Origin of the sequence: Arthrobacter sp. 18067 (genome assembly GCF_902706295.1) — a bacterium.
Lineage (GTDB): Bacteria > Actinomycetota > Actinomycetes > Actinomycetales > Micrococcaceae > Arthrobacter.
Genome location: NZ_CACSJJ010000008.1, coordinates 24853 through 49468, shown reverse-complemented (window position 1 = coordinate 49468; position 24616 = coordinate 24853). Strand labels below are relative to the sequence as shown.

Below are 24616 nucleotides of genomic sequence, written 5' to 3'. Positions count from 1 at the left end.
CGCTGGTCACAGCGACTTCTGGAATTCCTTGATGGGCATGTTGAGCTCCACCAGCAGGTTCAGGTCGGCGTTGGCGGGGCGGCCCAGTGTGGTGAGGTAGTTGCCCACGATGACAGCGTTGATTCCGCCGAGCAGGCCCTCGCGGGTGCCCAGGTCGCCGAGGGTGAGTTCACGGCCCCCTGCATAGCGGAGCACTGTGCGGGGCATGGCGAGCCGGAACGCAGCAATGGCACGGAGGGCGTCCTTGCCGTCCATGATGCCTTGGTTCTCCAGAGGTGTTCCGGGGCGCGGGTTGAGGAAGTTGAGCGGGACTTCGTGAGGTTCAAGGGCGGCGAGTTGGGCTGCGAGTTCGGCGCGCTGGGCCACTGATTCGCCCATGCCGATCAGGGCGCCGCAGCACAGTTCCATGCCGGCAGCCTTGACCATGGCACAGGTTTCCAGGCGTTCCTCATAGCTGTGGGTGGTGACCACCTCGGGGAAGTAGCTGCGCGCGGTTTCCAGGTTGTGGTTGTAGCGGTGGACGCCCCATTCGGCCAGCTGGTCCACTTGGCGCTGCGTCAGCATGCCAAGCGAGCAGGCGATGTTGATGTCAACTGCTTCATTAATCCGGTCGATCGCGAACTTGATCTGGTTCATGAGCTTGATGTCGGGCCCGCGCACGGCTGCGACGATGCAGAACTCCGTGGCCCCCGTGGCGGCGGTCTCCTTGGCGGCCTTGACCAGCTCCGGAATGTCCAGCCAGACACCGCGGACAGGGGAGTCGAACAGGCCGGACTGACTGCAGAAATGGCAGTCTTCGGGGCAGCCGCCGGTCTTGATGGAGATAATGCCTTCCACTTCCACGTCTTCGCCGCAGTGCTTGAGGCGAACCTCGTGGGCGAGTTGCAGGGCCGCGGGGATGGCGTCGTCGGGGAGCTCAAGGATCTCGATGAGCTGGGCCTCGGTCAGGCCCTCGCCGCGTTCGAGGACCTGCTCGCGGGCGGCGTCCAGGATGGCGTAGGTGCTGGTTTCCCGGGATTCTTGGGTTGCTTGGGTGCTCATGTCCTTGACGGTATCCGCGCTGGTGAAGGGCGATTTTGTGGGGTGCGTACAAACGCGGGTGGTTGATTTTGGACTTGACGACCCAAAGCCCTGGTGCAGAAGTTACAGCTGTGAAACATGGACGTGACTGAATTGACGCGCTGCGTGACTAGCGTCGGGGGCGAGGCACAGACCCCGACGAAAGCGACCACGAATGATCGACGACAAGACGAGTACCGCCACACTGGAGCCAACGACGGCGGCAAGCACCGCCGTCGGAATCGGCACTACGGGTGCTCCAGCAGCCGCCAACACCGACGCAATGAGTGCAGCGAAGGAGAGCCTGGAGGATTACACGCTCCGCTTCGCCCCGCGCTCCTATCGGAAGTGGAGTGCCGGTGTTGTGGCCACGAGCGCGCTGGGTGGTATTGCCTACCTGGCCGACTTCTCGATCGGCGCGAACATCGGCATCGCGTACGGAACAGTGAATGCGATCTTTGGCATCATTGTTGCGGCCGTGATCATCTTCGCCACGGGCTTCCCGCTTGCCTACTACGCCGCCCGATACAACATCGACCTTGACCTCATCACCCGAGGCTCGGGCTTTGGCTACTACGGCTCGGTGGTCACCAACATCATCTTCGCCACCTTCACGTTCATTTTCTTCGCCCACGAAGGTTCCATCATGGCCCAGGGGCTGCAACTTGGCCTGGGCATCCCTCAATGGATCGGCTACGCAGTGTCCACCATCATCATCATTCCCTTGGTGATCTATGGGATGAAGACGCTGGCCACGTTGCAAGTGTGGACCACGCCGCTCTGGCTGCTGCTGATGGTGGTTCCCGTTGGCTACCTGCTGCTGTCGCACCCGGAGAGCATCGATGCCTTCTTTGCCTTCACGGGCGCGTCCGGCGAGGGTGGACCCAACCTTGCCTCGGTGATGTTGGCCGCGGGCGTCTGCTTGTCCCTGATGGCGCAGATCGCTGAGCAGATCGACTACCTTCGCTTCATGCCGCCCAAGACCGCCGAGAATAAGGGTGCCTGGTGGCGCGCAGTGATCCTCGCCGGACCGGGCTGGGTCATTTTCGGTGCCATCAAGCAGATCATTGGCCTGTTCATCGCGATCTACCTCATCGCCAAGCTCGACCCCGCAGCAGCGTCTTCCGCCAACGAGCCCGTCCACCAGTTCCTGGGCGTCTACGAAGAAATGATGCCGGCGTGGCTCGCGATGACACTGGCCGTGGTGCTGGTGGTCATCTCCCAGATCAAGATCAACGTCACCAACGCCTACTCGGGTTCGCTGGCCTGGACCAACTCCTTCACCCGCATCACCAAGACCTACCCGGGCCGCATGGTGTTTGTGGTGGTCAACCTGGTCATCGCGCTGATCCTGATGGAGTCGAACATGTTCGAGTTCCTCAACACCATCCTGGGTTTCTACGCCAATTGCGCCATGGCCTGGGTGGTCACGGTGGCCTCCGACATCGCGATCAACAAGTACCTGCTGAAGATCTCGCCAAAGGTTCCGGAGTTCCGCCGAGGCATGCTCTACGCCGTGAACCCGGTGGGCTTCGTGTCCATGCTGGTCTCAGCCGGGGTCTCCATCGCGGTGTTCTTCGGGGCGTTCGGTTCCGGTGTCCAGCCGTTCTCGCCCATCTTCGCGGTGGGCCTTGCCCTGGTGTTGCCGCCTGTGCTCGCCCTTGCCACGAAGGGCCGCTACTACCTGCGCCGTACTGACGACGGCATCGACCTCCCCATGTTCGACGCCGACGGCAATCCGAGCGATGAGAAGCTTCTCTGCCACGTCACGGGCCTTGAGTTCGAACGCCCGGACATGCTCCGCTCAGCTCAGGACGGGCCCGACGGCGAACCCCAGTACATCTCGTCCCTCGCCTTGTCCACGGATAAGTCGGGCGAGCTGGTGCTCCCGGCCCAGAAGTAGGTTCCTTACCCAACTGAGTCGCAGTTAAGCGCGTTTTGAGAGCTCATAACGCGCTTAACTGCGACTTACTTGGGTCCACGCGAACGCCCCGGCTTCCATGAAGGGAGCCGGGGCGTTTTGCTGTGTGTTTTCGTGCTGTGTATTGCTGTGAGGCTTACTTGTCGAAGGCGTCCTTTGCGGCGTCCTTGACGTTCTCGCCGGCCTGCTTGGTCTTAGCGGCCGCTTGGTCAGCGACGCCCTCGGCCTGCAGTTTCTCGTTATTGGTGGCGTCGCCCAAGGCTTCCTTCGCCTTGCCGGTGACTTCCTGTGCCTTGTTGCTGATCTTGTCTCCGAGTCCCATGGGCCCTCCTTCGATGTAATCCAACGTTGACAATTACTAGGCTATCGAGCAATTCTGGGTACTTCCTGAAAGGACTCCAAAAATAGTCAGGATGCTTACACTGAGACCATGGCTGAGGAGATCCGGAACGACCAAACGGAGAAGACCGACCTGGACGAGGACATCGCCATGGCCTTGGTCAACACTGTGGCCTCCGGGTCCTACGATCCTGACGAGGAGCCCTCGGATCCCCGCACCAAGTACCCTTCGGGAGAATTCGAGCCACAGTCCCAGGATTATCCTGGCTGGACCGATGCCATGAACCCACGGCCCGACCACGGCGAGCAAAGTTATGTTGGCCACCAGCGCCTGCTGGGTCGCCGGACCCTGATCACCGGAGGTGACAGCGGAATCGGTAAGGCTGTGACCATCGCCTTTGCCCGGGAAGGTGCCGATGTGGCGTTCACATATTTGCCCGAAGAAGAGCAGGACGCCGAGCACACGGTCCAGCTGATTGAAGACGCCGGCAGCAGGGCGCTGGCATTACCAGGCGACCTGCGGGACGAAGAGTTCTGCCAGGAAGTCATTGCCCAGACCATTACGGAATTCGGTGGGCTCAATGTCCTGGTGAACAACGCAGGGTTCCAAATGACAACAGGCCGGGGATTCGAAGACCTCAGCAGCGATCAGTTTGACCGGACGTTCAAGACCAATGTCTATGCCCTGTTCTGGCTCACCAAGGCAGCCCTGCCTCATCTGCAGCCCGGCTCCGCAATCATCAACACCTCGTCCATCCAGGGCTACCACCCAAGCCCAACCCTGATCGACTACGCCGCTACCAAAGCAGCGATCAACAGCATGACCTTTTCCTTGGCCGAATCACTGGGGCCGAAGGGGATACGGGTCAACGCGGTGGCCCCCGGGCCGGTGTGGACCCCGCTGCAGCCGCCCACCCAGCCCGCGGAAAAGATCCAGACGTTCGGGCAGGACACTCCGCTGGGCCGTGCGGGGCAGCCTGCCGAACTGGCCTCAACGTACGTGTTGTTGGCCAGTGAGGATTCCAGCTTTATCTCGGGATCGGTCATTGGCGTCACGGGTGGGAAGCACTTGGCCTGACCGTCCAGGTTTCAAGCGTCAGTCTCAGGGCTTGAGGACCACCTTGATACATCCGTCCTGCTTCTTCTGGAACTTCTCGTACAGGGCCGGTGCCTCATCGAGCGAGCCTGTGTGGGTGACCAGATGCATGACTCCCAGCGGATCGGCGTCGTCCTCTACCAAGGGGAGCAGGTCATCAATCCAGCTGCGCACATTGCATTGGCCCATGCGGAGCTGGATTTGCTTGTCGAACATGGTCATCAGCGGCATGGGGTCCGCTTGGCCGCCATAGACGCCGCTGAGCGAAACCGTCCCGCCACGGCGCACCATATCTACTGCGGTGTGGAGTGCGGCGAGCCGATCGACGCTCATTGTCTCCATCGCAACCTGCGCCGGCTTGTCCGGAAGCAAAGAAACCGCCCGGTGGAGGAAGGACGCCACGGGGGATCCGTGAGCCTCCATGCCCACTGCGTCCACCACGCCATCGGGACCGCGTCCCAGTGTTTGCTCCCGGATCTGCTTGGAGACGTCCGAACTGTAGTCCATGGTTTCCACGCCATGTGCCTCGGCCATCGCACGACGCTCGGGAACCGGGTCAACGCCGATCACCCGGAAGCCTTTGTGGACGCCGATCCGGGCGGCGAACTGCCCCACCGGACCCAACCCGAGGACTGCCAGGGTGCCGCCCTCGGGCACGTTGGCATATTCAACTGCCTGCCATGCGGTGGGCAGGATGTCCGAAAGGAACAGGAAGCGTTCATCGGGGGCATCCGAGTCGATTTTGATAGGGCCGTAATCTGCGAAGGGAACGCGCAGGTATTGAGCCTGCCCACCGGGAACCGAGCCATAAAGCTCCGAATACCCGAAAAGTGCCGCCCCTGATCCTTTCGCCGTGACCTGTGTGGTTTCGCATTGCGATTGGAGGCCTTGATTGCACATAAAGCAGTGACCACAGGAGATGTTGAACGGAACCACTACGCGGTCGCCCTTCTTGAGCCGGTGAACCCCTGAGCCGACTTCTTCCACGATTCCCATAGGCTCATGGCCAATCACGTCGCCTTTGTGCATGTAAGGTCCAAGGACTTCATACAAGTGGAGGTCTGAGCCGCAGATGGCTGTGGACGTGATCCGGACTATCACGTCCGTTGGCTCCTGGATGGTGGGATCAGGGACGTCTTCGACACTGAGTGAGCGCCGGCCTTGCCATGTCACTGCTTTCATGATTGGTTCTCCCTGCGTTTCGGCTGGGTGGGTCCCGCCCTGCTGGAGACCCTTCCAGCGAAGCAGAGATGTCACCTGCGCACAAGGCTCGGGAGCCTTCCGGGAGCATCCCGAAACGGCAGCAGTTAAAACCCATAAGTAATCTGACCATCGGTGTTAACATGGTGGGCAAGGGAGAGTTTCGGGCAGAGATGACCGAGGAGTGTCCGCATTGCCGTCAATGAAAAACCCTCTGGTTCCAGGGGATGCAATCCGTCCCCACGCCGAACCCCTCCGGTGCCGCCAATGCCGGTCCGCTGATCATTTGGATCTGGAAACCATCGAATCCATTGACCCGCATGCCGGCGATTTGATGGTCTGGGTGTCCTATAGATGCCTGGCGTGCGAGGCATCATACGCCCACAACGCTGCGTTCCATGACGTTGCCGCGGTCCTTAACCGCAGCGGAAGCGTGTCCGGATTGCTCCAATTCGGTGGGATGTATTTTCACTGTGGCGAACCCATGACGTTCGCGAAATCGTCCACCCGAAGCGTGTACGCACCCATAACCACCGACGACGTGGACGACGGCCTGCTGGACGTATACCTGAAGACGCGCGTGATCCAATGCCGCTGCGGCTTCCGGATGGAGCTGCCGGCCTGAGGGCCCGTCGTTTCGAGGTCCCCTGATCGGGGTACACCTCGAGGATCAAGCACAGCGTGGGCCACGAGCGGCGCCTATCAAAGCCGCCCATCAGGAGGTAATGCATATGGACACGGGACAACTGGTTCTCATCATCGTGGTGGCCGTCGTCGTTATTGCTGTGGTGATTGTCGCTGTGGTGATTGGGCGGCGTAAGAAGACGGAGATGAACCGACACCGGGCCGAGGAATTACGTGAGAAAGCAGCCGAGGAAGCCATCGGAGCACACCAAGCGAAAGCCGAATCGGCACAGGCTGAAGCGGCCGCGCTCCAGGCGGAAGTCGAGGCGAACCGTCTCCGCAAGGACGCGGAACGCCACGCGGAGAAGGCCGGCGAAGCGCACGAGCGAGTCGAAGAGCACCTTCGTCATGCTGACAAGCTGGACCCCAACGTCAAGGATGACGGCGGTACAGACCGGGATCGCGCTGGCCATACCGACCGCGCGACTGATCGGGACCAAGCAAGGGGCGACGACGGTGAGCGCCTGACGCGCGACCGCACCGGACGTGACAGTACGGTGCGTGACGGTTCGCCCACTGAGGGTTCAACGCGCGAGGGTGACAGGAATTCATAGTTCAGTGGAGGAGGAAAGGAGGCAGGAAGTGAGCATCGTGGTGAGACGAACAGGTCAGGCGGTGCGTTCGGCTGAGTCGAAGGCGAGCCGGCACGCGGTTGATGTCGTTCTGGGGCATTTGGGGGAGATCGGCCCGGCAGTAGCGGCCCTGCGGCGGGAATCTTCCAGGCTTGCCGAATGGGGCGAGGAGCTGGCACTTGTCAGACTGCGCGGTGGAACTGTCTTTGCCGCGGGCAGCGATGGGTCTTCGCACGAGGCCCAGAGGTTCACCTCTGAGCTTGCCGCCCATGATCCCGGAGACGGTTCCGGTTTCAAAGCGATCTACATCCCCAAAGGCGCCGGCGGACCTGATGGGGCCACGGGAAGCATTGGTGCCCAGATCTCGGCTCAAGTCCGCCGGGGAGACATCGTGGTGCTGCTCGCCGCAAAAGGAATCACCGACGACCTCCGGGATGCTGCTGCCGCCGCGAAGTCGGGTGGAGCGCGGGTATGGGCCCTCACCGGGAAGGAATCCAAGGACCTGGCCCAGTCGGTCAATGAGGCCATCTGCGTCAACACGGACCCCGCCCACGCGGAGGAAGCGCACCTGGTCGCGGTGCTGGCCCTCTGTGAGTGCTTCGACGACGCACTGAAACAGCGCAAGTTGGAGTAGCCCCCGCCCTGACGCGGACGTGTGATCTGCGCCTCCATCGGAATAGTTGCAGACGCCTTGCAGTTGGGCAGAGTGAACCTGATTCATTCTGAAAGGAACTGCGCATGCTGTTTTCCCCTCTGGCCCTTGGCGAGCTTGAACTTTCCAATCGACTGGTGATGGCGCCCTTGACGCGTCTTCGTGCGGGTCAGAATGGCGTGCCAGGTCCGTTGATCGCCGAGCATTACAGGCAGCGGGCTTCCCTGGGGCTGATCGTCAGCGAGGGTACCTACCCGGTTCCGGCAGGCCAGTCATACCCGGGACAGCCCGGACTCGTCAGTGAGGAACAGATCGCCGGCTGGAAGACAGTCACCGAGGCCGTTCACTCTGAGGGTGGGCGCATCTTCGCGCAGGTCATGCACGGCGGCCGCGTTTCGCACTCGGACATCACGGGCGGCAATGAGATCGTCGGTCCCAGCGCTGTCGCCATCGAAGGCGAAGTCCGCACCCCCAGCGGCAAGCAGCCGTACCCGGTCCCGCGCGAACTCCGTACCGACGAACTGCCGGGTGTCATCCAGGAAATCGTCACCGCATCCAAGAACGCCATCGAGGCAGGATTCGACGGCGTGGAACTCCACTCCGCCAATGGTTACCTGCTGCACGAATTCCTGGCCCCGAATTCCAACATCCGCACGGACAGCTATGGCGGCTCCCCGGAGAACCGGGCCCGCTTCGTGATCGAGACCGTCAACGCCGTGGTGGAAGCCCTCGGTGCCAACCGTGTGGGCATCCGGATTTCTCCGGAGCACAACGTGCAGGGCATCGCCGAAACTGACGCCGCCGACGTCCGGGCAACATACGAAGTGCTGGTGGACACCATCGCACCGCTCAACCTCGCTTACCTGAGCATCCTGCACCACGACCCCAAGAGCAGCCTGGTCCAGGACCTCCGGGAGCGTTTCAATGGGACGTTCCTGGTCAACACCGGCTTCAGCGAAATCACGACCCGCGACGAAGCCTTCGCCATCATCGAAGGCGGCCTCGCGGACGCCGTGGTGGTCGGCCGCCCCGCCATCGCCAACCCGGACCTCGCCCGCCGCTGGCGCGAGAGCCTGCCGCTGAACGAGCCGGATGCCTCCACCTTCTACGCCGACGGCGCCGAGGGTTACACCGACTACCCGTTCTACGCGAACTAAGTTCTCCACCGGTTAGTAGCCCAAAGCACCTCAGCAAAACGACGACGTCGGCGCCTGCCCGGGTGCCGACGTCGTGGTTTAACCTGTGGCAGCCGCACGGAATGTGACTGGCTCCGCACCTGCTTTCCTATAGGATTTGTGGCATGTCTGATCCTTCCCCGGCTGTTGCCCGCGCTGGCTTTCCCGTCAGCCGCCAAGTGTTGGCCGACCACGTCTATGAAGCGCTCCTTGAGTGGCTCATGGACGGCCGACTGGAGCCCGGGGCGGCAGTGAGCATCGACGGGATGGCGCGCGAACTCGACGTTTCGCCCACTCCGGTAAGGGAAGCCCTGGCTCGCCTGGAGCACACGGGCATGGTCCGGCGCGTTGCGCTGAAGGGCTACCGGGTGGCTCCAGTGTTCACCCGGGAGGACTTTGCGGAGCTCATGGAAGCCCGCCTGTCCATCGAGCCTGTTAATGCCAAGTTGGCATGTTCCCGGATGACGCCCGAAGGATTGGATGCCCTGAAGCGGGCCGTCGAGGATCTCAAGACCGCCCCTCGTGGGGGCACGTTTGCCGAGTACCGCAGCTACCTTGAGGCAGACGAACGATTCCATCAGCTCATCGCCGCGCAGGCCAACAACCAGTTCCTGCTCGCGGCCTACAACACCCTCGGCGGCCAGATCCAGCGCTTCCGACTGTTCGGGGGAGTGGGCATCACCGATGCCGAGCAAGCCATTGCAGAACACCAGGCTGTGCTCGACGCCCTGACCGGCGGTGACCCGGAAAAGGCCGCGGAGATGATGGTTGACCACGTTGAAAAGGTTCGTGGCCGGGCCATGGCTGACGCGCCGGAGGACTAACCCGCGGCTGAACTGGGTTTAATAAGGGGCTAGATAGGGGGCTCGCCGGCTGCGCCGGCGGGCCTTCTTTGTGCGTTCAGTGACCCCCTTCACATGCATATGTAAGACATATAGGATCTAGGAAGTTCCGGAAAAGGGTTGACAGTCTTGCTTGATTCGTAAATCCTATAGGAAACAGGATTCCACGAAGGAGTGATCGTCATGGCGTACACCGCCGAGAATTGGCCCATTACCGCGGCCCTCCTGCAGTTCCCCGGCACCGACGCCGCGGGGCAGCAGGTCAACGACGCCGACGCTTCCGTTTGGGCTTCGGTCCTCCAGGAAGTGAAGGACGCAGGTTTCGCCAACGCGGACCTCACGGACAGCTGGGTTCGCCCCGGCGATCTCAGCAAGGATCGCCTCGCCGAGTTCAAGCAGACCGCTGATGAAGTGGGCATCGGTGTTCCGGTCATCTCCGCCATCCGCCGCAGCGTTATCCACGCGACGGACTGGGCCGATAACCTGGCGTACAGCCACCGGACCATTGACGCCGCCGCGGAGCTCGGTTGCGAAGTCGTATCTTTTGGACTCCACCAGGCCATCACGCCGGAGCAGCAGAAGCAGCTGTGGTTCTGGACCGTCGAGGGCTACAAGGACCCGGTGGGGGACAAGGAAGCTTGGGGAAACGCCGTCTCCCGCCTTCGCGAGCTCGGCCAGCACGCAGCTGAGTCCGGGGTGCTGATCTCGCTGGAAATGTACGAGGACACCTACCTCGGAACCGCTGACTCCTCGGTTCAGCTGGTCCAGGACATCGGCTTGGCCAACGTGGGCCTCAACCCGGACCTCGGCAACCTCATCCGCCTGCACCGGCCCATCGAGGACTGGCGCGAGATGGTGGCCAAGACCCTGCCGTACTCGAATTACTGGCACATGAAGAACTACATCCGGGACGAGGATGTAGCCCGCGACAGCTACATCACCATGCCCGCCCCGATGGAAAGCGGACTCATCAACTACCGCGAAGCGTTCAAGCTGGCACTCTCCGTGGGCTTCCAAGGCATCCTCTGCACCGAGCACTACGGCGGCGACGGCCTCAGCGTCACAGCCAGCAACCAGGACTACCTCCGCCGCCACGTCCTGCCCAAGACCGAGGGCTATGAACTCGGCACGAGCCAGGTAGCGCAGGGACGCCAGGAACCGGCCACGCAGCTCGCAGGAGTCTAGGAACATGACACAGATTTTCGACAACCCGGCAGACTTCGCCGATGAAGCGTTGGACGGCTTCGTTGCTGCCAACCGTGGCTATGTTGCCCGCGTTGATGGCGGCGTCGTCCGCTCCACGGAGGTCCCGGCCGGTCAGGTGGCGTTGGTGGTCGGCGGCGGCTCGGGACACTACCCGGCGTTCGCCGGACTCGTCGGACCCGGACTCGCGACGGGCTCGGCGTGCGGGAACATGTTCGCCTCCCCGGCCGCCGGCCAGGTGTATCGGGTGGCCAAAGCTGCCAACGCCGGAGGCGGAGTCCTCCTCAGCTACGGCAATTACGCCGGCGACGTCCTGCACTTCGGCCAGGCTCAACTCCGGCTTAACGCCGAGGGCATCGAGACACGCACGGTCACCGTCACTGACGACATCGCCAGTGCTCCGATCGGGCAACTCGGGAAACGCCGTGGCATTGCCGGTGACCTGACGGTCTTCAAGATCGCCGGGGCCGCGGCTGAAGCGGGACTGGACCTTGACGACGTCGAGCGTTTGGCCATCAAGACCAACTACCGGACCCGTTCGCTGGGGGTGGCCTTTGACGGCTGCACACTGCCCGGCGCCAAGGATCCGCTGTTCCACGTTCCGGCCGGACAGATGTCGCTCGGCCTCGGGATTCACGGCGAGCCCGGCATCTCCGAGCACGCGATGCCTACAGCATCCGAGCTGGCCGAACTTCTCGTCTCGAAACTCCTCAACGACAAGCCCGAGGACGCCGGTAACCGCGTGGTCGCCATCGTCAACGGCCTTGGCACAGTGAAGTATGACGAACTCTTCCTGCTGTTCGGCAAAGTGGAAAAGCTGCTCACCGCGGCCGGGCTCACCGTCGTTGAACCGGAATGCGGCGAGTTGGTGACAAGCCTGGACATGTCGGGGCTGTCCCTTACCCTGCTGTGGTTGGACGAAGAACTGGAACAGTACTGGGCTGCACCCGCCGACACCCCGGCGTTCCGCAAGGGCAGCATGGCGCCCCGCGCACCTCGCGCTGACGCGGTAATCGACGACGTCGAAACAGCCGACGCAGAGCAGGCCACCTCGGCTGCGGCTGAACTCGGGCGGTTGGCTGTTGCCATCCTCAACCAGGTGCGGGACGTCGTCGTCGAGCATGAAGAGGAACTCGGCAAGCTTGATGCCATTGCTGGCGACGGCGACCATGGCATCGGTATGCGCCGTGGCGTGGATGCCGCGGCGGCGGCCGCGGAAAGCGTGTCCGGTTCGTCCGCAGCGCGGATCCTGACCGCTTCGGGCGAGGCCTGGAGCGAACGGGCCGGCGGTACGTCCGGAGCCCTGTGGGGCTCGGCGGTTATCGCCGCCGGACAGTCACTGGGCAACCGGGACGCATACGGAGCGCAGGACGCGGCGGCCGTGGTCCAAGCCTTCGTCCGCGCCATCACCGAACTCGGCAAGGCCGAGCCCGGGGACAAGACCATGGTGGACGCGCTCCTGCCGTTCCGGGATGCCTTCCTGACGGAGCTCGACGGCGGCGCCCCCGTTGACCGGGCCCTGGCAGTTGCCGCTGCTGCGGCCGAGTCAGCTGCCGCGAAGACCTCGGACCTGCGTCCACTCAAGGGGCGGGCCCGTCCCCTCGCGGAGAAGAGCCTGGGCCATCCCGACCCCGGGGCGGTCTCCTTCGGGCTCATCGCAGCCAGGATTTCGCAGTTCATCGATTCACAACTGGCCACGGTTGCCTCAGCCGGAGAGCTGTCGGCAACGGCCGGAAACGGAGCCCAAGCATGAGCAACACCCAAGGCTGGCGCATCGTCGTTGGCAATGACGAAGCCGGAGTCGAGTACAAGCAGGCACTCCTCGCCTTGCTGGAGGCGGACCCGCGCGTGGCATCGGTGACGGACGTCGGCGTCGGTTTCAACGACTCCACCGCGTACCCGCACGTCGCCGTTGACGCCGCCCGCAAAGTGGCCGAGGGCGAAGCAGACAGGGCACTCCTGATCTGCGGCACGGGGCTCGGTGTGGCTATTGCAGCCAACAAGGTCCCCGGAATCCGCGCCGTCACCGCCCACGACAGCTACTCCGTGGAGCGTTCGGTGCTCAGCAACAACGCCCAGGTCCTCACCCTCGGCCAGCGGGTGATTGGCTTGGAACTGGCCAAAAAGCTCGTAGGGGAGTGGCTGGGCCACCGCTTCGACCAAACCTCATCCTCCGCCGCCAAGGTGGACGCCATCTGCTCGTACGAGCCCGACTACACGAAGGCAGTCTGATCATGACCACTCCCGAGACAACCGACGCTACAACCGACAACGCGGCCCGGAAGATCGCCGTCGTAGGCTCCGGCTACATGGGTGGAGGCATCGCCCAGGTATTGGCGCTTGGCGGGGCACGAGTTGCGCTGGCCGATGTGTCCGCCGAAATCGCGCAGAAGAACTTCGATCGCCTCCTGGTGGAGTCGGAGCAGTTCATCGCCGACGGACTCTTCCCCGCCGGGTCCACCGAAATTCTCAAGCAGAACCTGTGGGCTGCCAAGGACATTGAAGAAGCAGTTGCGGACGCCGACTTCATCGAGGAAGCCGTTCCCGAGGTCCTGGAAATCAAGCACCAGACCCTCGCACGGATCAGCGCCGCGGCCCGCCCGGACGCCGTGATCGGTTCCAACACCTCCACCATCTCCATCGCGTCCCTTGCCGAAGCCGTGACCAACCCGGAGCGCTTCCTTGGCGTGCACTTCTCCAACCCGTCGCCGTTCATTCCGGGCGTCGAGGTCATCCCGCACGCAGGCACGTCTGCGGCAACGGTTTCTGCTTCCCGCGAGCTGGTCCACGCGGCCGGCAAACAGACCGCCGTCGTCAAGGACGTCACCGGTTTCGTGCTCAACCGCCTGCAGTACGCGCTGTTCCATGAAGCGGCACAGCTGGTGGAGCAGGGCATCGCAACAGCGGACGACGTCGACACCCTGGTCCGCACGACGTTCGGCTTCCGCCTGCCCTTCTTTGGTCCGTTCGCCATCGCGGATATGGCCGGCTTGGACGTCTACAACTTCTGCTACAAGTCGCTGCAAACAGGGTTCCCGGAACGCTTCGCGACACCGAAGATCCTGTCGGACCTCGTCGAAGCAGGCAAGCTCGGTACCAAGACCGGCGCCGGCTTCCTCAACGTTCCCGCCGAGCGCACGCCCGAACTCATCGCTTACCGAAACAAGGCCTACGTCGCCATGCAGAAGCTCATTGAAGAGCTCGGCCCGGCCCCCATCAACTAACCCTTCCTTCAGGAGAAACCACATGACTTTCCCCGCAGAACGCACCGCTATCGTCACCGGCGCCGTTTCCGAACGCGGCATCGGCCGCGCAACAGTCAATTACCTGGCCGCCCAAGGCTGGAACATCGGCATCATCGACCTGGATGACGCCGCCTGCAAGATCGCAGCCAAGGAAATCGCCGCGGAATACGGTGTCCAGGCCCATGGTGTTGGCGCCAACGTGGCCAGCGAAGCCGAGGTCCGCGCCGCCATCGACGAACTGGAAGCTGAACTTCCGCAGATCGTCGCCCTGGCCAACGTCGCCGGCGTCAGCTCGCCTGTTGGTTATCTGGAACTCGAACCGGCCGAGTGGGACCGGGTCCTCAACATCAACCTCAATGGCGTCCACTACGCCACCCGCCGCGTGGCCGAGTCCATGGTCAAGAACCGCATCGGCCGGATCGTGAACATCTCCTCCGTTTCCGCCCAGCGTGGCGGCGGCACCTTCTCCAAGACCCCGTACTCGGTGGCCAAGGCCGGCGTTATTGGCCTGACCCGCGCAACCGCCCGTGAACTGGGTGGATACGACATCACCGTCAACGCCATTTCTCCCGGCCCCATCGACACCGACATCATGGGCGGCACGCTGAGCCAGGAACGCAAGGACGAACTCACCAAGGACCTTGTGGTGAACCGGGTGGGTTCCACCCGCGACATTGCCGCCGCCATCGCCTTCCTCATCAGCGAGGACTCCGGATACATCTCCGGCCAGACGCTGAATGTGGATGGCGGACTGTACATGCACTAGGCCCTCATGCGGACCTGGACAAGAGAACGCAAGATCTACCTTGCCGTGGGCGTCCTTGCCTGCGCAGTGGGCATGGTGCTCATTTTCTTCCCGCGCTGACCGCGGCTGTGCGCGGCTCACCGCGCTGCATAAGTCATTTCCTGTCACTCAAAGAGGAGTTTCAATGTCTGTTGCCACCAATTCCACGAAGGAGTTGCTGGATACGCCGGTCCTCAAATCGGCAATTTCCAAAGCGTCACGGCGGCTCATGCCGATGCTCGTTATCCTCTACGTGGTGGCCTTCCTGGACCGCACCAACGTTGGCTTCGCCGAAGCAGCCTTGGAAGTGGACAAGGGAATCACCGCAGGGGCCTATGCCCTGGGCGCCGGCATCTTCTTCATCGGCTACGCCCTGTTCGAGATCCCCAGCAACCTGCTGCTCACCAAATTCGGGGCCAAGGTATGGCTCGCCCGCATCGCAATTACATGGGGCATCGTCTCGGCGTGCTTCGCCTTCGTGCAGGGCGAGACATCCTTCATCATCCTTCGCTTCCTGTTGGGCGTCACCGAGGCCGGACTGTTCCCGGGCGTCATCATGTTCCTGGCGGCGTGGTTCCCCAATAAGGTCCGCGTGAAGATGTTCGCCATCTTCTACCTGGCCCAGCCGTTCTCCCAGATGATGGGCGCACCGTTATCCGGCTGGCTCATCAACATCGGCGACCAGGTTCCGGGCGTTGCCGGCTGGCAGGTCATGTTCTTCGTCGAAGGCATGCTCGCCGTTTTGGCCGGTGTCGCCGCATACTTCTTCCTGATCAACAGCCCGCAGGACGCCAAGTTCCTGACCAAGGAAGAGAAGACGGCGCTGTCCGATGTCATGGCCCTGGAAGACACGGTCAAGGAAGAATCCGGCCCCCGTGGCGTCCTGGCTTCCATGCGGAACGGCCGCGTCTGGTACTTCACCGTCATCTACTTCTGCCTGCAGGTCGCCGTCTACGGCGTGACGTTCTACCTGCCACAGCAGGTGGCTCAGTTGACCGGCCAAAAGGTGGGCTTCGCCGTCGGACTCCTGGCAGCCATCCCGTGGTTCTTCGGAATCTTCGCCTGCTACTTCATCGGCAAGGCCGCCAACACGGTGGCTCGTCGACGCCGCTGGGGTACTGCACTGTTCATCTCCACGGGGCTTTGCATCTTCGGATCCGCTTGGGCAGGCGCCAACCAGCTGCCCGCGCTCGGCATCATCTTCATCACCTTGGCGGTGTGCAGCTTCCTGTCCGCCGGTCCCATTTGCTGGTCATACCCGACGGCGTTCCTCACCGGAACTGCCGCGGCTGCCGGTATCGGGCTGATCAATTCCCTCGGAAACCTGGGCGGGTTCGTCGCCCCGATCCTGCGCACCACGGTCAACCAGGTCACGGCGTCGGACACAGGGACCATGGGTGTCTACGCCTTGGGCGTCCTGCCTTTCGTGGCGGCACTGCTCATGTTCGGCACCAAGCGCTTCAGCAACAAGGCCGACGAACTGCTGGGCAAGTAGACCGTGATGCTTTCTGCTCCTGACACCCTGTTCATTGGCGTCAGCACCAAGATGTACATGGGCTACGCGCAGAGCCTGGCCTGGTTGGAGCAGTTGGTGGCAGAAGTGGACGCCCGTCCGGCCCTTGCGGCCGGGCGGGTGGTCCCGTTTGTGATCCCGTCTTTTCCGGTTTTGCCTGCGGCCGCGACGATGCTGGAGGGCACATCCTTGGTGCTCGGCGCGCAGAACTGCGGCTGGTCTGACGGGCCGTGGACAGGTGAGGTTTCTCCGTCGATGCTTGCTGAGCTCGGGGTTGGCCTGGTGGAAATCGGTCACTCCGAGCGGCGACGCTACTTTGCCGAGGACGAGGCGATGATCGCGCTCAAGGTTGGTGCCGCCGTCGACTCCGGGCTGACACCGCTGCTGTGTGTGGGGGAGCTGGAAGTCAGCGAGCCAGCGGTGGCGGCCGATACAGTGTTCCGGCAGATCAAGGCAGCAGTGTCAGGCGACTGGTCCGTTGCCTCACACCTGGTTATTGCTTACGAACCTGTGTGGGCGATCGGCGCCCCGGAGCCTGCCTCGGCCGGGTATGTTTCGAAGGTAGCGGCTGCGCTGCGAGGAACGCTGGGCCAGCACGGACTGGCGGGGATGCCCATCATCTACGGCGGCTCGGCAAAACCAGGCCTGATGCCACAGCTGGACGGAGTGTCAGGGCTTTTCCTTGGCCGCTTCGCGCACGACGCCACCAACTTTGGCCGGGTCCTGGACGAAGCATTCGCTGGCCGAGGTTAGCCCACAGCGCGCTGGCAGAGGGCCACGAAGCCGCCGAGGTTCTCCAGGCCTTCCGGATGCGTCGGCAGATAGTTGGTCAGCTCGGGCGAACGCACGACGACGGCACGCCACTGCCCGCGCGACACCGCCACGTTGATCCGGTTGCGGGACAACAGGAATTCCATGCCGCGGGGAACTTCGCCGGCTGCCGATGCAGCCATGGAGACGATGACTATTGGTGCTTCCTGGCCTTGGAACTTGTCCACGGTACCCACACGCACCTTGCCCAGCCCGGCTGCCCTGAGCTCGTGTTTGATGAGCTGGACCTGGGCGTTGTAGGCGACGACCACCAAGATGTCGGTCTCTTCCAAGGGCCGGGGATCCGGGGAGTCCGAAGGGTCCAGCCACTTCAGGCCGAGGTGTGCTTGGACCTGTCGGACCACTTCCACCGCCTCCTCGGGTGAGGACGTGGAGTTACCGGTATGCGGCACGTAAACGCAGGAAATACCCGGAGCTGCACCCTCCAGGTGTCGTTCCTTGGCTGCGGGGCCAGCCTCAAGCCGGTTGTCGTAGGACAGCTCCGAGACGGCGCTGCACAACTCGGGATGCATGCGCCACGAGAGCGCCAGGAAATAGCCCAGCTCCTGCGGCAGCGTGTTAAAGCCATCTGACAACCAGCCAAGGGCCGATTCATCCACCGGCTCAGGGTGCTTGCCCTGGGTGACCTGCGGAAGTTGCTGTGGGTCGCCTAGAAGGAGGAGCCGCTTGGCTGCCCTGCTGACGGCCATGGTGTTGGCCAGCGAGAACTGTCCTGCTTCATCGATGACCAGGAGATCAAGCGAACCGGCCGGAACTGAGCTCCCCACCATGGTCCAGGCTGTGCCGCCAATGAGGGCGCCGCCCGGCTTGGACAACAGCTCTTCGACATCGCCTTTCGCGCACAGCGGCCACGGCACGGGGTCGTCGTGTTTGACCTCTTTAGCCACCCGTTGGGGATCCACGCCGGCTTTTTCCACGGCAGCGCAAAGCATGTTCTCTACGACGGCATGGGACTGGGCCACCACTCCGACCTTCCAGCCCTTGGCAACGAGCCGGGCTACGACGTGCGAACCGACATACGTTTTGCCGCTGCCCGGGGGTCCCTGGACGGCCAAATAGGAGTCATCCAGGTCCACCACGGCGTCAGTGATGGCATCGACGTAGCCTGTGTGCCCGGCCCCAACTGCGGGCAGGGCGTGCAATGTGCTGAGCTTGGGCGGCTGCCTTCGAATGAGGTCCAACGAGCAGTCCCGGGGCCATGACGGAAGGGAAGCGCTGAGCTTGGTGGCCAATGCCGCCAAGGCAGCACGCTGGCCGTCGGTGGAAATGGGACTGTCCGGGGTCAATGCCATGGGAAGCCCGGTGTACTCGGCAGCGCCGCGGGGGAGCCGTTCGGAGATGGTGACGGTTTCGGCGTCGTCCATTTCCCCGACCTCGATGACTTCCGTACCGCTCAAGCCCGCACGGCCGAGCACTGACGATTCCTTCTCCGCCAAGGCCTCCGGCAGCGGAGGGTCATACATACGGAAGTACTTCTTGCCGGGCTCCAATCCTGAGCCGTCGCCGGAACGGCCGATCAACGTGGAGATCCGTACTGGGTTCTTCCGGGGACCCGGTTTGGCCCAGTCCTGCAGCACCATGGCACGCTCTACGGTGAAGATGTCACGCCCGTCCTCCCACTGCGACACGGGCTTCTCCAAGCGGTCGAAATGACCCCACCAGTGCTGCTTGTCTTCGCGTCGGTGGTACCCAACGCCGGCGGCGACGATCGTTACCGCACGGGCATCAGCGGAGGACTGTTCCGCCGGGGACAGGCCAGCCACGTAATCCAGCAATGCGGTCTCTTCCGGCGCGGCCTCGTACTTCGCAGGCTCATCGTCTTTCGCAGGAACACCGTCAATCGACCCGCCCGGAAAGATGTCGCGCTCCGCAGCACGGGCTAGCAGCCAGTTGCGCAGCTCCAGTGTTGAGAGGCAGTCGTATTCGTTGTAGTCCCGGATACCTTCGAGAATGGCCGCTGCTTGCCCGGCTTGGCCGGTGTCCCTGGCAGTGCAGAAGTCGGCGTAGGCGACAACGGAGGCACCGGCGTCGGTGACATCACCCGAGCGCAGATGCTGCCCCATGTACAGGGGCTCCAGCTTCTTGATGCTGTACGAGTTCTCGGAGACCCGGATGCTGTGCCGGACGGTGTCGTAGAGGTCCACCAGGACGCCTTGGCGCAGGAGGTCGTCGACGGCGGTTTCGCCCACCACATGCGTCAGCGAAAGATTGCGCAGGGCTGTCTTTTCGTAGGCCGCGTAATGGTAGATGTGCATCCCGGGGTAGATGGCGCGGCGCTTGTCCACGTATTCCAGGAAGTCCACAAACGCTTGACCTTCCTCCACCCGCGAGTGCGCCCAGAAAGGCCGGAAAACAGGCTCGGCACCCGGTTCCTCTGGGTTCTCGATAACCCCGAACAGATACTCGAGGCCCCACTTTCCAGTGGCGGGATCCTGCCAGAGGGGATCTCCCTCGAAGTCGAAGAAGATGTCGCCCGGATCCGGCGCGGGGAGCCTTCCAAGCGTGCTGTCCGGCAGCACCGTGTAGCTGATGGCCTTGGCCTCACCGGTTTTGTCCGTGTAGTTGACCGTGCCGTCCGGGGTGCCTGTGCCCGTCTGGAGTTGGGCTTGCTCGCGGAGCCTGAGCAGCGTGGCGTCGCCAGTGGCTGGCATGGCTGCTAGCTGATCGATGGTGGTAACCCCGGTTTCGATCAGCTTCTTACGGCGGCTGATTCTCATGCCAGCCACCATGAGCAGGTCCCGGTGCAACTGGACCTGCTCGGCGCAGTAGTCACAGCGGCCGCAGGCGGAGTACCGGGAGTCCCCCCACTCCACGGACCCGGCCTCCGAAACATGGGCAGCTGTCATGCCGAGGAAGCGCTCCCGGCGTTCTTTGAAGACAGGAAGGATCTGCGCAAGTGGGTGGTCGCTGTGGACGCGGTTGCCCAGCACCAGGGTGACGGTTGGATCCGGGGTGATCCCGGCCTTGAGGAGTTGGTCTCCATAGGCGGCAAGCTGCAAAAGCGCAGTGACCTTGGCATGGCGGGCCAGCTTGGTATCGAACACCGCATACAGCCCGCCGGGTTGCTTGACCAGAAAGTCCGAGCGGCCGTGGAACTGACCGTCGAAGAAGGCTGCTTGGAACACCACATCCGCTCCTGAGCGCAGGGCGTCGACGGATTCCGCATGTTTGGCCGAAAGAGTGGCGCGGTCCATCGAAGTGGCGGGGACGACGTCGTAAACGCCTTTTCCTGTAGCCGCATCCCAATGCCCAAATTCAGCTACGAACTCCTCAAGGACGCGATGCTCGTGCACGTCGCCCAGCTTGGCAGTGCGATCCAACATGGCGTCCGCCGCGAAGTCCGGTTTGGGTGATCGGCCGAGTTTTTCGTCGAGCTTCCGGAGCAGTTGGTACTCGCAGGTGGCAGCGATAACGAGGTCGCTGGCCGAGAAGACCAGGTCCTGAGGGGAGCCCGCTGTCTCTGGATCGAGAAAGAACACAGCGACCCACCTTTCTTCCAAGCCAGTTGAAATCCTTGTAGCCAAGCTATCAGCGGGCTGTGACATTTTGGCTTCGGACAATTCAGACCCGGCAACCTTAGACTGCACCCATGACCGAAACAGCCCCAAGCATTGACCCTGCTTTCGAAGCCGCGTACCAGGCCGCACAGAAGAGCCTCAGCGAGGGTGGGATACCCATCGGAGCCGCCTTGGCCCGCAACGGCGTGGTGGTCGCCAGCGGCCACAACGAAAGGGTGCAGCACGGCGATCCGATTGCGCACGGCGAGATGTCCGCGCTTCGTGCCGCCGGACGCCAAAAAACATACCGTGACACCACGCTCTACACCACGTTGGCGCCCTGTGCGATGTGTACGGGAACCATCATCCAGTTCAAGATCCCGCGCGTAGTGGTGGGCGAAGCCGAGACGTTCCCCGGCGAATTCGACCTCCTGCGTTCACGCGGCGTCGAAGTAGTGGTCCTGGACGATGCTCGCTGTGTGGACATGATGCGCAGCTTCCAGGCCGAACACCCCGAGTTGTGGGCCGAGGACATCGCGGAGTAGCCGCCGCGACCAAGCCGCCGCAAGAAGAGAGCGACGGCGGCACCAAGGGCGGGGTGCCGCCGTCGCCGGCTACAGAGGATCCAGATACCAGCTAGCCATCCGACGGCTTTTTGGCAGGCTTCCTCGGAGCCGACCGGCGGGAACGGGCCGCCGGAGTTGATGGGATCAGTTCCTTGACTTGGGCCAGTACTGCGGCATTGGCGCCACGGGTGCCCAGGTCCTTCGCGAGGGTCTCAACCTCGGATTTTGCGGCCGCGGTACTGTCCGCTTTGGCGTGGAGTTCGGTACGCAGCTCCACCAGGCCGCGGTAGGCGAGGTTGCTTGCCGCGCCAGCGCCTTGCTGGTAGCTGGCCAGGCCGGCATCAGTCAGCGCCAGTGCACGCTCGGGGTCGGCGCTGTGGTGCTTGACCATCTTTTCGTCCTTGCGGCGGTAGAAGTCATCTCCCACGGATTGTGCGACGGCGGTGGCAGCCTTGACGCCCAAGGGCTCGCCACCGAAACGCCCGGCCGCCTCGGTCAGTGCGTCCAGGCCCTTGCTCAGATACGGCGACATGGAGCCCTCGAACGCCAGGGTCAGGCCTACCTCGCGGGTGAAGAACTCGGGCGCGAACCGGTCCTCTTCACGGGTGACGGGAAACCCGACACGAAGAGGCAAGGTATTGGACGCTTGGACGATGCCGTCCGTGGAGTAGACGGCGCGGACCAGGTACTGCCCTGGCTCGTCGAAAGCGAAGCCTCCCACTCCGTAGGCGAGCTGGACGAGTTGGCTGTAGCGGTCGCTGCCGTCATCGTCGCCCACCGGCGCAGGAGCCAGCGTTACGATCTCCGGAAGGCCGTAGAAGCAGACCACCGATTCATGCAGCACCACAGTTCCGTTGGGCTTCTGCACATAGACCGTGGTGTTGCCGTACCGGGGATCGAGCCTGCCATCCACCATGACGGGCACGTCGGTGGTATTCCGCAACCGGAACTCGATGGACACGGGCTCCATGTAGTCGAAGTGGTCCTTGGCCGAGAGCGTCAGTTCCACGTCGCTGCCCGGCCCGGAGACTGTCATGGCGCCGGCAGGGGATTCCAGATGCCCGCCGGAGGCCCACGGATCTCCACCCATGATGACGGAGGCCCGGTCACCGTGGCGCATGTGGAGGAGTTCGTCGTCGTCGAAGCGGAAACGGAAGTTGGCCCAGAAGGTGTCCGTGCCGTTGCGCTGATCGTATTTCCAGTCGTAGTTCATCCAGGACAGTGCATCCGGGCGGGCTTTATCCCAGGCGTGCAGGAAGTTGAAGGCGTGCCCGGCTTCGTGGACCCAGGTGTAGAGGAAGTGCCGCATGGCCCAGGCCTGATCCTGGGTGCTGGGGTTGGAAACAAGGTTGGTAAACCAGGAGTGGTTCCGGAATACCGCAAAACCCTGGCGGTCGGGTCCGCGACCTGCGCCGCCAAAGCCCGCAGCGGCGTCGAACATAATGCCACCCACCCCGGCGCTGTCAAAGATGCCGGCCTGGATGCCCCACATGTTCCACGCAGGCCAGCCCGAGTTGTACTTGCCGAACGAGGTTTCCATGGCGTCGTGGAGTTCGCCGACGTTCCACGAAGCAAAGCCGGCGGCGCTGTCGTCGATGACTGTATGGACCGGATCAATGGTGACGGCGATTCCGGCGTCCTTGTACGACGACTCGATGGTGACGGTCCGGTTGGGCAGGTCCGCGGGTCGGTTGTTGTGGGCATGGCTGTTGTAGACGGGAACCTTGGGTTCGATGTCCACAGAGGAGCAATAATCCAACTCCAGGTTCATATCGCGGAAGGCGTCCGAACGGTAGGTACACGCGTAGGGCTGGCCGAGGACTCCGCCGGACGTAAACGTGGCAACCGCTCCCGTGACTGCTCCGTGGGACCACGACACCACAATGTCCACCGTGGTGGCAGGGTGGGTTCCTTTCCAATAGCGGACGGTTCCGAGGATGTGCACGTCGGTATCGGTGAACGTCACAAGGGGTGTGTCCACGATCCATGACTCAACGTACGTCTTCACAAGTTGGTTGACGCCCGCCACCTTGACGAAGCGGGTGCTGTAGAAGTCACCGCTGACCTTGTTCATGACAGGAGACTGGACGCCGTCGCGGGAGTCGATGTCCAAACGGAGGTCCAAGGCGCTTCCAATGGGGCCGGGGTTGCCTTGGAAGCCTTCATATCGCCCGCTGACCGCTGCGGGTCGCCGGCACCTCCAGAATTCCGTTGAGGGGAGGGATTGGGTGGTGGCTTGGGCAGGGTTGTAGTAGGTGCTGGGGACGTTGGGGGTGTCCATGGGGAGATCTTTCTCGCTCTTCAAGCAGTCAATATGCGTTCGTTCATGGATCTGCGCATGAACGGCATGACGGTTCAGGGCGAGGCGGGTGCGCGTGATGAGTGCTCAAAATGAGTCCGAATGGCCAATGCCCAGAAGCCGTGTGTAACCCAAACCGAGGATACTCCAGCGAATGGATTATATCCATAGGAATGATGCTGTTTTCTGCCTTCCCGAAGAGGCTGGATCGTCTGGTCAGGTGTTCCCGCCGAGCGTAGGCTGGCATCATCGGCGCCCGGAGCCGAAGGACCCGTGCCGAAGGCCCCGCGTCGATAACCCCATTCGATGAAGGAGGACCCATGAGTGCCGTACGTGAATTCATGACGACGAATGCACAGTGCATCGCCGAGGATAAGACTCTTCAGGAAGCCGCCATGCTGATGAGGGACCTGGACTGCGGTTCACTTCCCATCTGCGGCAGCGACGGCAAGCTCACCGGCTTCATCACCGACCGCGACATCGTGGTCAAGTGTTTGGCCGAAGGCAAGGATGCCCGTGAAGTCCTTGCCCGCGAGCTCGCAACCGGCAAACCGTACTGGGTGGACGCTGATGCCAACGTGGACGAGGCCGTCACCATGATGGAGGACCGCCAGGTTCGCCGCCTGCCCGTCATCAGCGACCACAAGTTGGTAGGAATCATCAGCCAGGGCGATATTGCCCGCAACCACTACGCGGAAGAGCGCCTCGGTGAAATGGTTGAACACATCTCGGCCAAGGAACACATGGCCCACTGAGCACCGCAACCAATCTGAGCCCCGCAACCAATCTGAGCCCCGCAACCAAATCCAGCCGCCGCGAGGCCTTCCTTTAGAGGAAGGCCTCGCGGCCCGTTCCTTCACGCAGTACGAGTTCGCCTTCCTCTATGGAGACGATCAGGCTCTTTGGCTTTCCCGCGAGCTTCTTCGTTGCGCTGAGTTTTCTGCTGCTGACTTCCACTCCCACCGTGGCGCCCTTGGCCGGCAGCTCCACCGTGACTTCGTCGGCCATCCCCAACAACATTTTGGTGGAGATGCCGCGCTCGGACACGGCTTCCTTGCCGTTGACGGTCACGGTCACGTCATCGGAATCGAACCCGTCCTGAAGGATGATGAGCAGTTCCTGCATGGTCCAACTACAG

At 62.8% G+C, this 24616-nt stretch carries 22 protein-coding genes; 16 read left to right on the top strand and 6 right to left on the bottom strand.

Going from position 1 to position 24616, the window contains the following annotated elements:
- Nucleotides 1-6: 6 nt before the first annotated feature.
- Nucleotides 7-1041, bottom strand: a complete 1035-nt coding sequence (bioB, locus tag GVL04_RS09700) for a biotin synthase BioB (RefSeq protein WP_159703189.1) — start codon at nt 1039-1041, stop codon at nt 7-9.
- A 193-nt stretch (nt 1042-1234) separates the two neighbouring features.
- On the opposite strand from bioB, the gene GVL04_RS09695 reads away from it, so the two are divergent.
- Entirely contained in the window at nt 1235-2962 is a 1728-nt protein-coding gene (locus GVL04_RS09695) for a cytosine permease (RefSeq protein WP_159703186.1), read from the top strand.
- Nucleotides 2963-3116: 154 nt separating this feature from the next.
- Here the strand turns inward: GVL04_RS09695 and GVL04_RS09690 are convergent, their stop codons facing one another.
- A complete protein-coding gene (locus GVL04_RS09690; protein WP_018777112.1) occupies nt 3117-3302 on the bottom strand; it encodes a CsbD family protein in 186 nt (61 codons plus the stop codon).
- A gap of 108 nt (nt 3303-3410) precedes the next feature.
- Between GVL04_RS09690 and GVL04_RS09685 the strand changes: the two genes are divergently transcribed.
- Nucleotides 3411-4397 carry an SDR family oxidoreductase gene (locus tag GVL04_RS09685; RefSeq protein WP_159703183.1) on the top strand — a complete coding sequence of 329 codons (987 nt, stop codon included), beginning with the start codon at nt 3411-3413 and terminating at the stop codon, nt 4395-4397.
- 24 nt (nt 4398-4421) lie between these two features.
- Here GVL04_RS09685 and GVL04_RS09680 read toward each other — a convergent pair whose 3' ends face one another.
- On the bottom strand, nt 4422-5597 hold the full coding sequence (locus GVL04_RS09680) for a zinc-dependent alcohol dehydrogenase (RefSeq protein WP_159703180.1): 1176 nt from the start codon (nt 5595-5597) through the stop codon (nt 4422-4424).
- A 502-nt stretch (nt 5598-6099) separates the two neighbouring features.
- On the opposite strand from GVL04_RS09680, the gene GVL04_RS24660 reads away from it, so the two are divergent.
- The 12 genes from GVL04_RS24660 to GVL04_RS09620 all read left to right on the top strand — a co-directional run bounded on the left by GVL04_RS24660 (nt 6100) and on the right by GVL04_RS09620 (nt 17038).
- Nucleotides 6100-6240, top strand: a complete 141-nt coding sequence (locus tag GVL04_RS24660; protein ID WP_235036235.1) for a hypothetical protein — start codon at nt 6100-6102, stop codon at nt 6238-6240.
- 106 nt (nt 6241-6346) lie between these two features.
- Nucleotides 6347-6853 carry a hypothetical protein gene (locus GVL04_RS09670; protein WP_159703174.1) on the top strand — a complete coding sequence of 169 codons (507 nt, stop codon included), beginning with the start codon at nt 6347-6349 and terminating at the stop codon, nt 6851-6853.
- A gap of 28 nt (nt 6854-6881) precedes the next feature.
- The gene (locus GVL04_RS09665; protein ID WP_235036234.1) at nt 6882-7505 is read left to right on the top strand and encodes an SIS domain-containing protein; all 624 of its coding nucleotides are present in this window, start codon (nt 6882-6884) and stop codon (nt 7503-7505) included.
- A 104-nt stretch (nt 7506-7609) separates the two neighbouring features.
- The gene (locus tag GVL04_RS09660; RefSeq protein WP_159703171.1) at nt 7610-8680 is read left to right on the top strand and encodes an alkene reductase; all 1071 of its coding nucleotides are present in this window, start codon (nt 7610-7612) and stop codon (nt 8678-8680) included.
- A gap of 143 nt (nt 8681-8823) precedes the next feature.
- Nucleotides 8824-9522 (top strand): GntR family transcriptional regulator, encoded by a 699-nt coding sequence (locus GVL04_RS09655; RefSeq protein WP_159703168.1) that lies wholly within the window; start codon nt 8824-8826, stop codon nt 9520-9522.
- Nucleotides 9523-9723: 201 nt separating this feature from the next.
- Nucleotides 9724-10725, top strand: coding sequence for a sugar phosphate isomerase/epimerase (locus GVL04_RS09650; protein WP_159703165.1), 1002 nt, complete (start codon nt 9724-9726; stop codon nt 10723-10725).
- A gap of 4 nt (nt 10726-10729) precedes the next feature.
- Nucleotides 10730-12496: a dihydroxyacetone kinase subunit DhaL gene (gene dhaL, locus GVL04_RS09645; RefSeq protein WP_159703162.1), complete on the top strand. Its 1767-nt coding sequence runs from the start codon at nt 10730-10732 to the stop codon at nt 12494-12496.
- The gene (locus GVL04_RS09640) at nt 12493-12975 is read left to right on the top strand and encodes a ribose-5-phosphate isomerase (protein WP_159703159.1); all 483 of its coding nucleotides are present in this window, start codon (nt 12493-12495) and stop codon (nt 12973-12975) included. Before dhaL ends, GVL04_RS09640 begins: the two co-directional genes overlap by 4 nt.
- Nucleotides 12976-12977: 2 nt before the next feature.
- The gene (locus tag GVL04_RS09635) at nt 12978-13967 is read left to right on the top strand and encodes a 3-hydroxyacyl-CoA dehydrogenase family protein (RefSeq protein ID WP_159703156.1); all 990 of its coding nucleotides are present in this window, start codon (nt 12978-12980) and stop codon (nt 13965-13967) included.
- Nucleotides 13968-13989: 22 nt separating this feature from the next.
- Nucleotides 13990-14754 (top strand): SDR family NAD(P)-dependent oxidoreductase, encoded by a 765-nt coding sequence (locus tag GVL04_RS09630; RefSeq protein ID WP_159703153.1) that lies wholly within the window; start codon nt 13990-13992, stop codon nt 14752-14754.
- Between the two features lie 163 nt (nt 14755-14917).
- Nucleotides 14918-16267: an MFS transporter gene (locus GVL04_RS09625; protein WP_159703150.1), complete on the top strand. Its 1350-nt coding sequence runs from the start codon at nt 14918-14920 to the stop codon at nt 16265-16267.
- Nucleotides 16268-16273: 6 nt separating this feature from the next.
- The gene (locus GVL04_RS09620; RefSeq protein ID WP_159703147.1) at nt 16274-17038 is read left to right on the top strand and encodes a triose-phosphate isomerase family protein; all 765 of its coding nucleotides are present in this window, start codon (nt 16274-16276) and stop codon (nt 17036-17038) included.
- Here the strand turns inward: GVL04_RS09620 and GVL04_RS09615 are convergent.
- Nucleotides 17035-20595, bottom strand: coding sequence for a TM0106 family RecB-like putative nuclease (locus GVL04_RS09615; RefSeq protein ID WP_159703519.1), 3561 nt, complete (start codon nt 20593-20595; stop codon nt 17035-17037). The two genes, GVL04_RS09620 and GVL04_RS09615, sit on opposite strands and share 4 nt — an antisense overlap.
- Before the next feature lie 110 nt (nt 20596-20705).
- On the opposite strand from GVL04_RS09615, the gene GVL04_RS09610 reads away from it, so the two are divergent.
- The gene (locus GVL04_RS09610) at nt 20706-21158 is read left to right on the top strand and encodes a nucleoside deaminase (RefSeq protein ID WP_159703144.1); all 453 of its coding nucleotides are present in this window, start codon (nt 20706-20708) and stop codon (nt 21156-21158) included.
- Between the two features lie 91 nt (nt 21159-21249).
- Here GVL04_RS09610 and GVL04_RS09605 read toward each other — a convergent pair whose 3' ends face one another.
- Nucleotides 21250-23460 (bottom strand): hypothetical protein, encoded by a 2211-nt coding sequence (locus GVL04_RS09605; RefSeq protein WP_159703141.1) that lies wholly within the window; start codon nt 23458-23460, stop codon nt 21250-21252.
- Nucleotides 23461-23798: 338 nt separating this feature from the next.
- On the opposite strand from GVL04_RS09605, the gene GVL04_RS09600 reads away from it, so the two are divergent.
- The gene (locus tag GVL04_RS09600) at nt 23799-24233 is read left to right on the top strand and encodes a CBS domain-containing protein (RefSeq protein ID WP_159703138.1); all 435 of its coding nucleotides are present in this window, start codon (nt 23799-23801) and stop codon (nt 24231-24233) included.
- A gap of 73 nt (nt 24234-24306) precedes the next feature.
- Here the strand turns inward: GVL04_RS09600 and GVL04_RS09595 are convergent, their stop codons facing one another.
- On the bottom strand, nt 24307-24603 hold the full coding sequence (locus tag GVL04_RS09595; protein WP_159703135.1) for a hypothetical protein: 297 nt from the start codon (nt 24601-24603) through the stop codon (nt 24307-24309).
- Between the last annotated feature and the right edge of the window lie 13 nt (nt 24604-24616).

Bases quoted from the DNA above. Each gene is read 5' to 3' on its own strand.
- GVL04_RS09620 (WP_159703147.1), top strand. From the start codon at position 16,274: ATGCTTTCTGCTCCTGACACCCTGTTCATTGGCGTCAGCACCAAGATG.
- GVL04_RS09660 (WP_159703171.1), top strand. From the start codon at position 7,610: ATGCTGTTTTCCCCTCTGGCCCTTGGCGAGCTTGAACTTTCCAATCGA.
- bioB (WP_159703189.1), bottom strand. From the start codon at position 1,041: ATGAGCACCCAAGCAACCCAAGAATCCCGGGAAACCAGCACCTACGCC.
- GVL04_RS09635 (WP_159703156.1), top strand. From the start codon at position 12,978: ATGACCACTCCCGAGACAACCGACGCTACAACCGACAACGCGGCCCGG.
- GVL04_RS09690 (WP_018777112.1), bottom strand. From the start codon at position 3,302: ATGGGACTCGGAGACAAGATCAGCAACAAGGCACAGGAAGTCACCGGC.
- GVL04_RS09595 (WP_159703135.1), bottom strand. From the start codon at position 24,603: ATGCAGGAACTGCTCATCATCCTTCAGGACGGGTTCGATTCCGATGAC.
- dhaL (WP_159703162.1), top strand. From the start codon at position 10,730: ATGACACAGATTTTCGACAACCCGGCAGACTTCGCCGATGAAGCGTTG.
- GVL04_RS09685 (WP_159703183.1), top strand. From the start codon at position 3,411: ATGGCTGAGGAGATCCGGAACGACCAAACGGAGAAGACCGACCTGGAC.
- GVL04_RS09625 (WP_159703150.1), top strand. From the start codon at position 14,918: ATGTCTGTTGCCACCAATTCCACGAAGGAGTTGCTGGATACGCCGGTC.
- GVL04_RS09600 (WP_159703138.1), top strand. From the start codon at position 23,799: ATGAGTGCCGTACGTGAATTCATGACGACGAATGCACAGTGCATCGCC.
- GVL04_RS09670 (WP_159703174.1), top strand. From the start codon at position 6,347: ATGGACACGGGACAACTGGTTCTCATCATCGTGGTGGCCGTCGTCGTT.
- GVL04_RS24660 (WP_235036235.1), top strand. From the start codon at position 6,100: ATGACGTTCGCGAAATCGTCCACCCGAAGCGTGTACGCACCCATAACC.
- GVL04_RS09630 (WP_159703153.1), top strand. From the start codon at position 13,990: ATGACTTTCCCCGCAGAACGCACCGCTATCGTCACCGGCGCCGTTTCC.
- GVL04_RS09680 (WP_159703180.1), bottom strand. From the start codon at position 5,597: ATGAAAGCAGTGACATGGCAAGGCCGGCGCTCACTCAGTGTCGAAGAC.
- GVL04_RS09605 (WP_159703141.1), bottom strand. From the start codon at position 23,460: ATGGACACCCCCAACGTCCCCAGCACCTACTACAACCCTGCCCAAGCC.
- GVL04_RS09650 (WP_159703165.1), top strand. From the start codon at position 9,724: ATGGCGTACACCGCCGAGAATTGGCCCATTACCGCGGCCCTCCTGCAG.
- GVL04_RS09640 (WP_159703159.1), top strand. From the start codon at position 12,493: ATGAGCAACACCCAAGGCTGGCGCATCGTCGTTGGCAATGACGAAGCC.
- GVL04_RS09655 (WP_159703168.1), top strand. From the start codon at position 8,824: ATGTCTGATCCTTCCCCGGCTGTTGCCCGCGCTGGCTTTCCCGTCAGC.
- GVL04_RS09610 (WP_159703144.1), top strand. From the start codon at position 20,706: ATGACCGAAACAGCCCCAAGCATTGACCCTGCTTTCGAAGCCGCGTAC.
- GVL04_RS09695 (WP_159703186.1), top strand. From the start codon at position 1,235: ATGATCGACGACAAGACGAGTACCGCCACACTGGAGCCAACGACGGCG.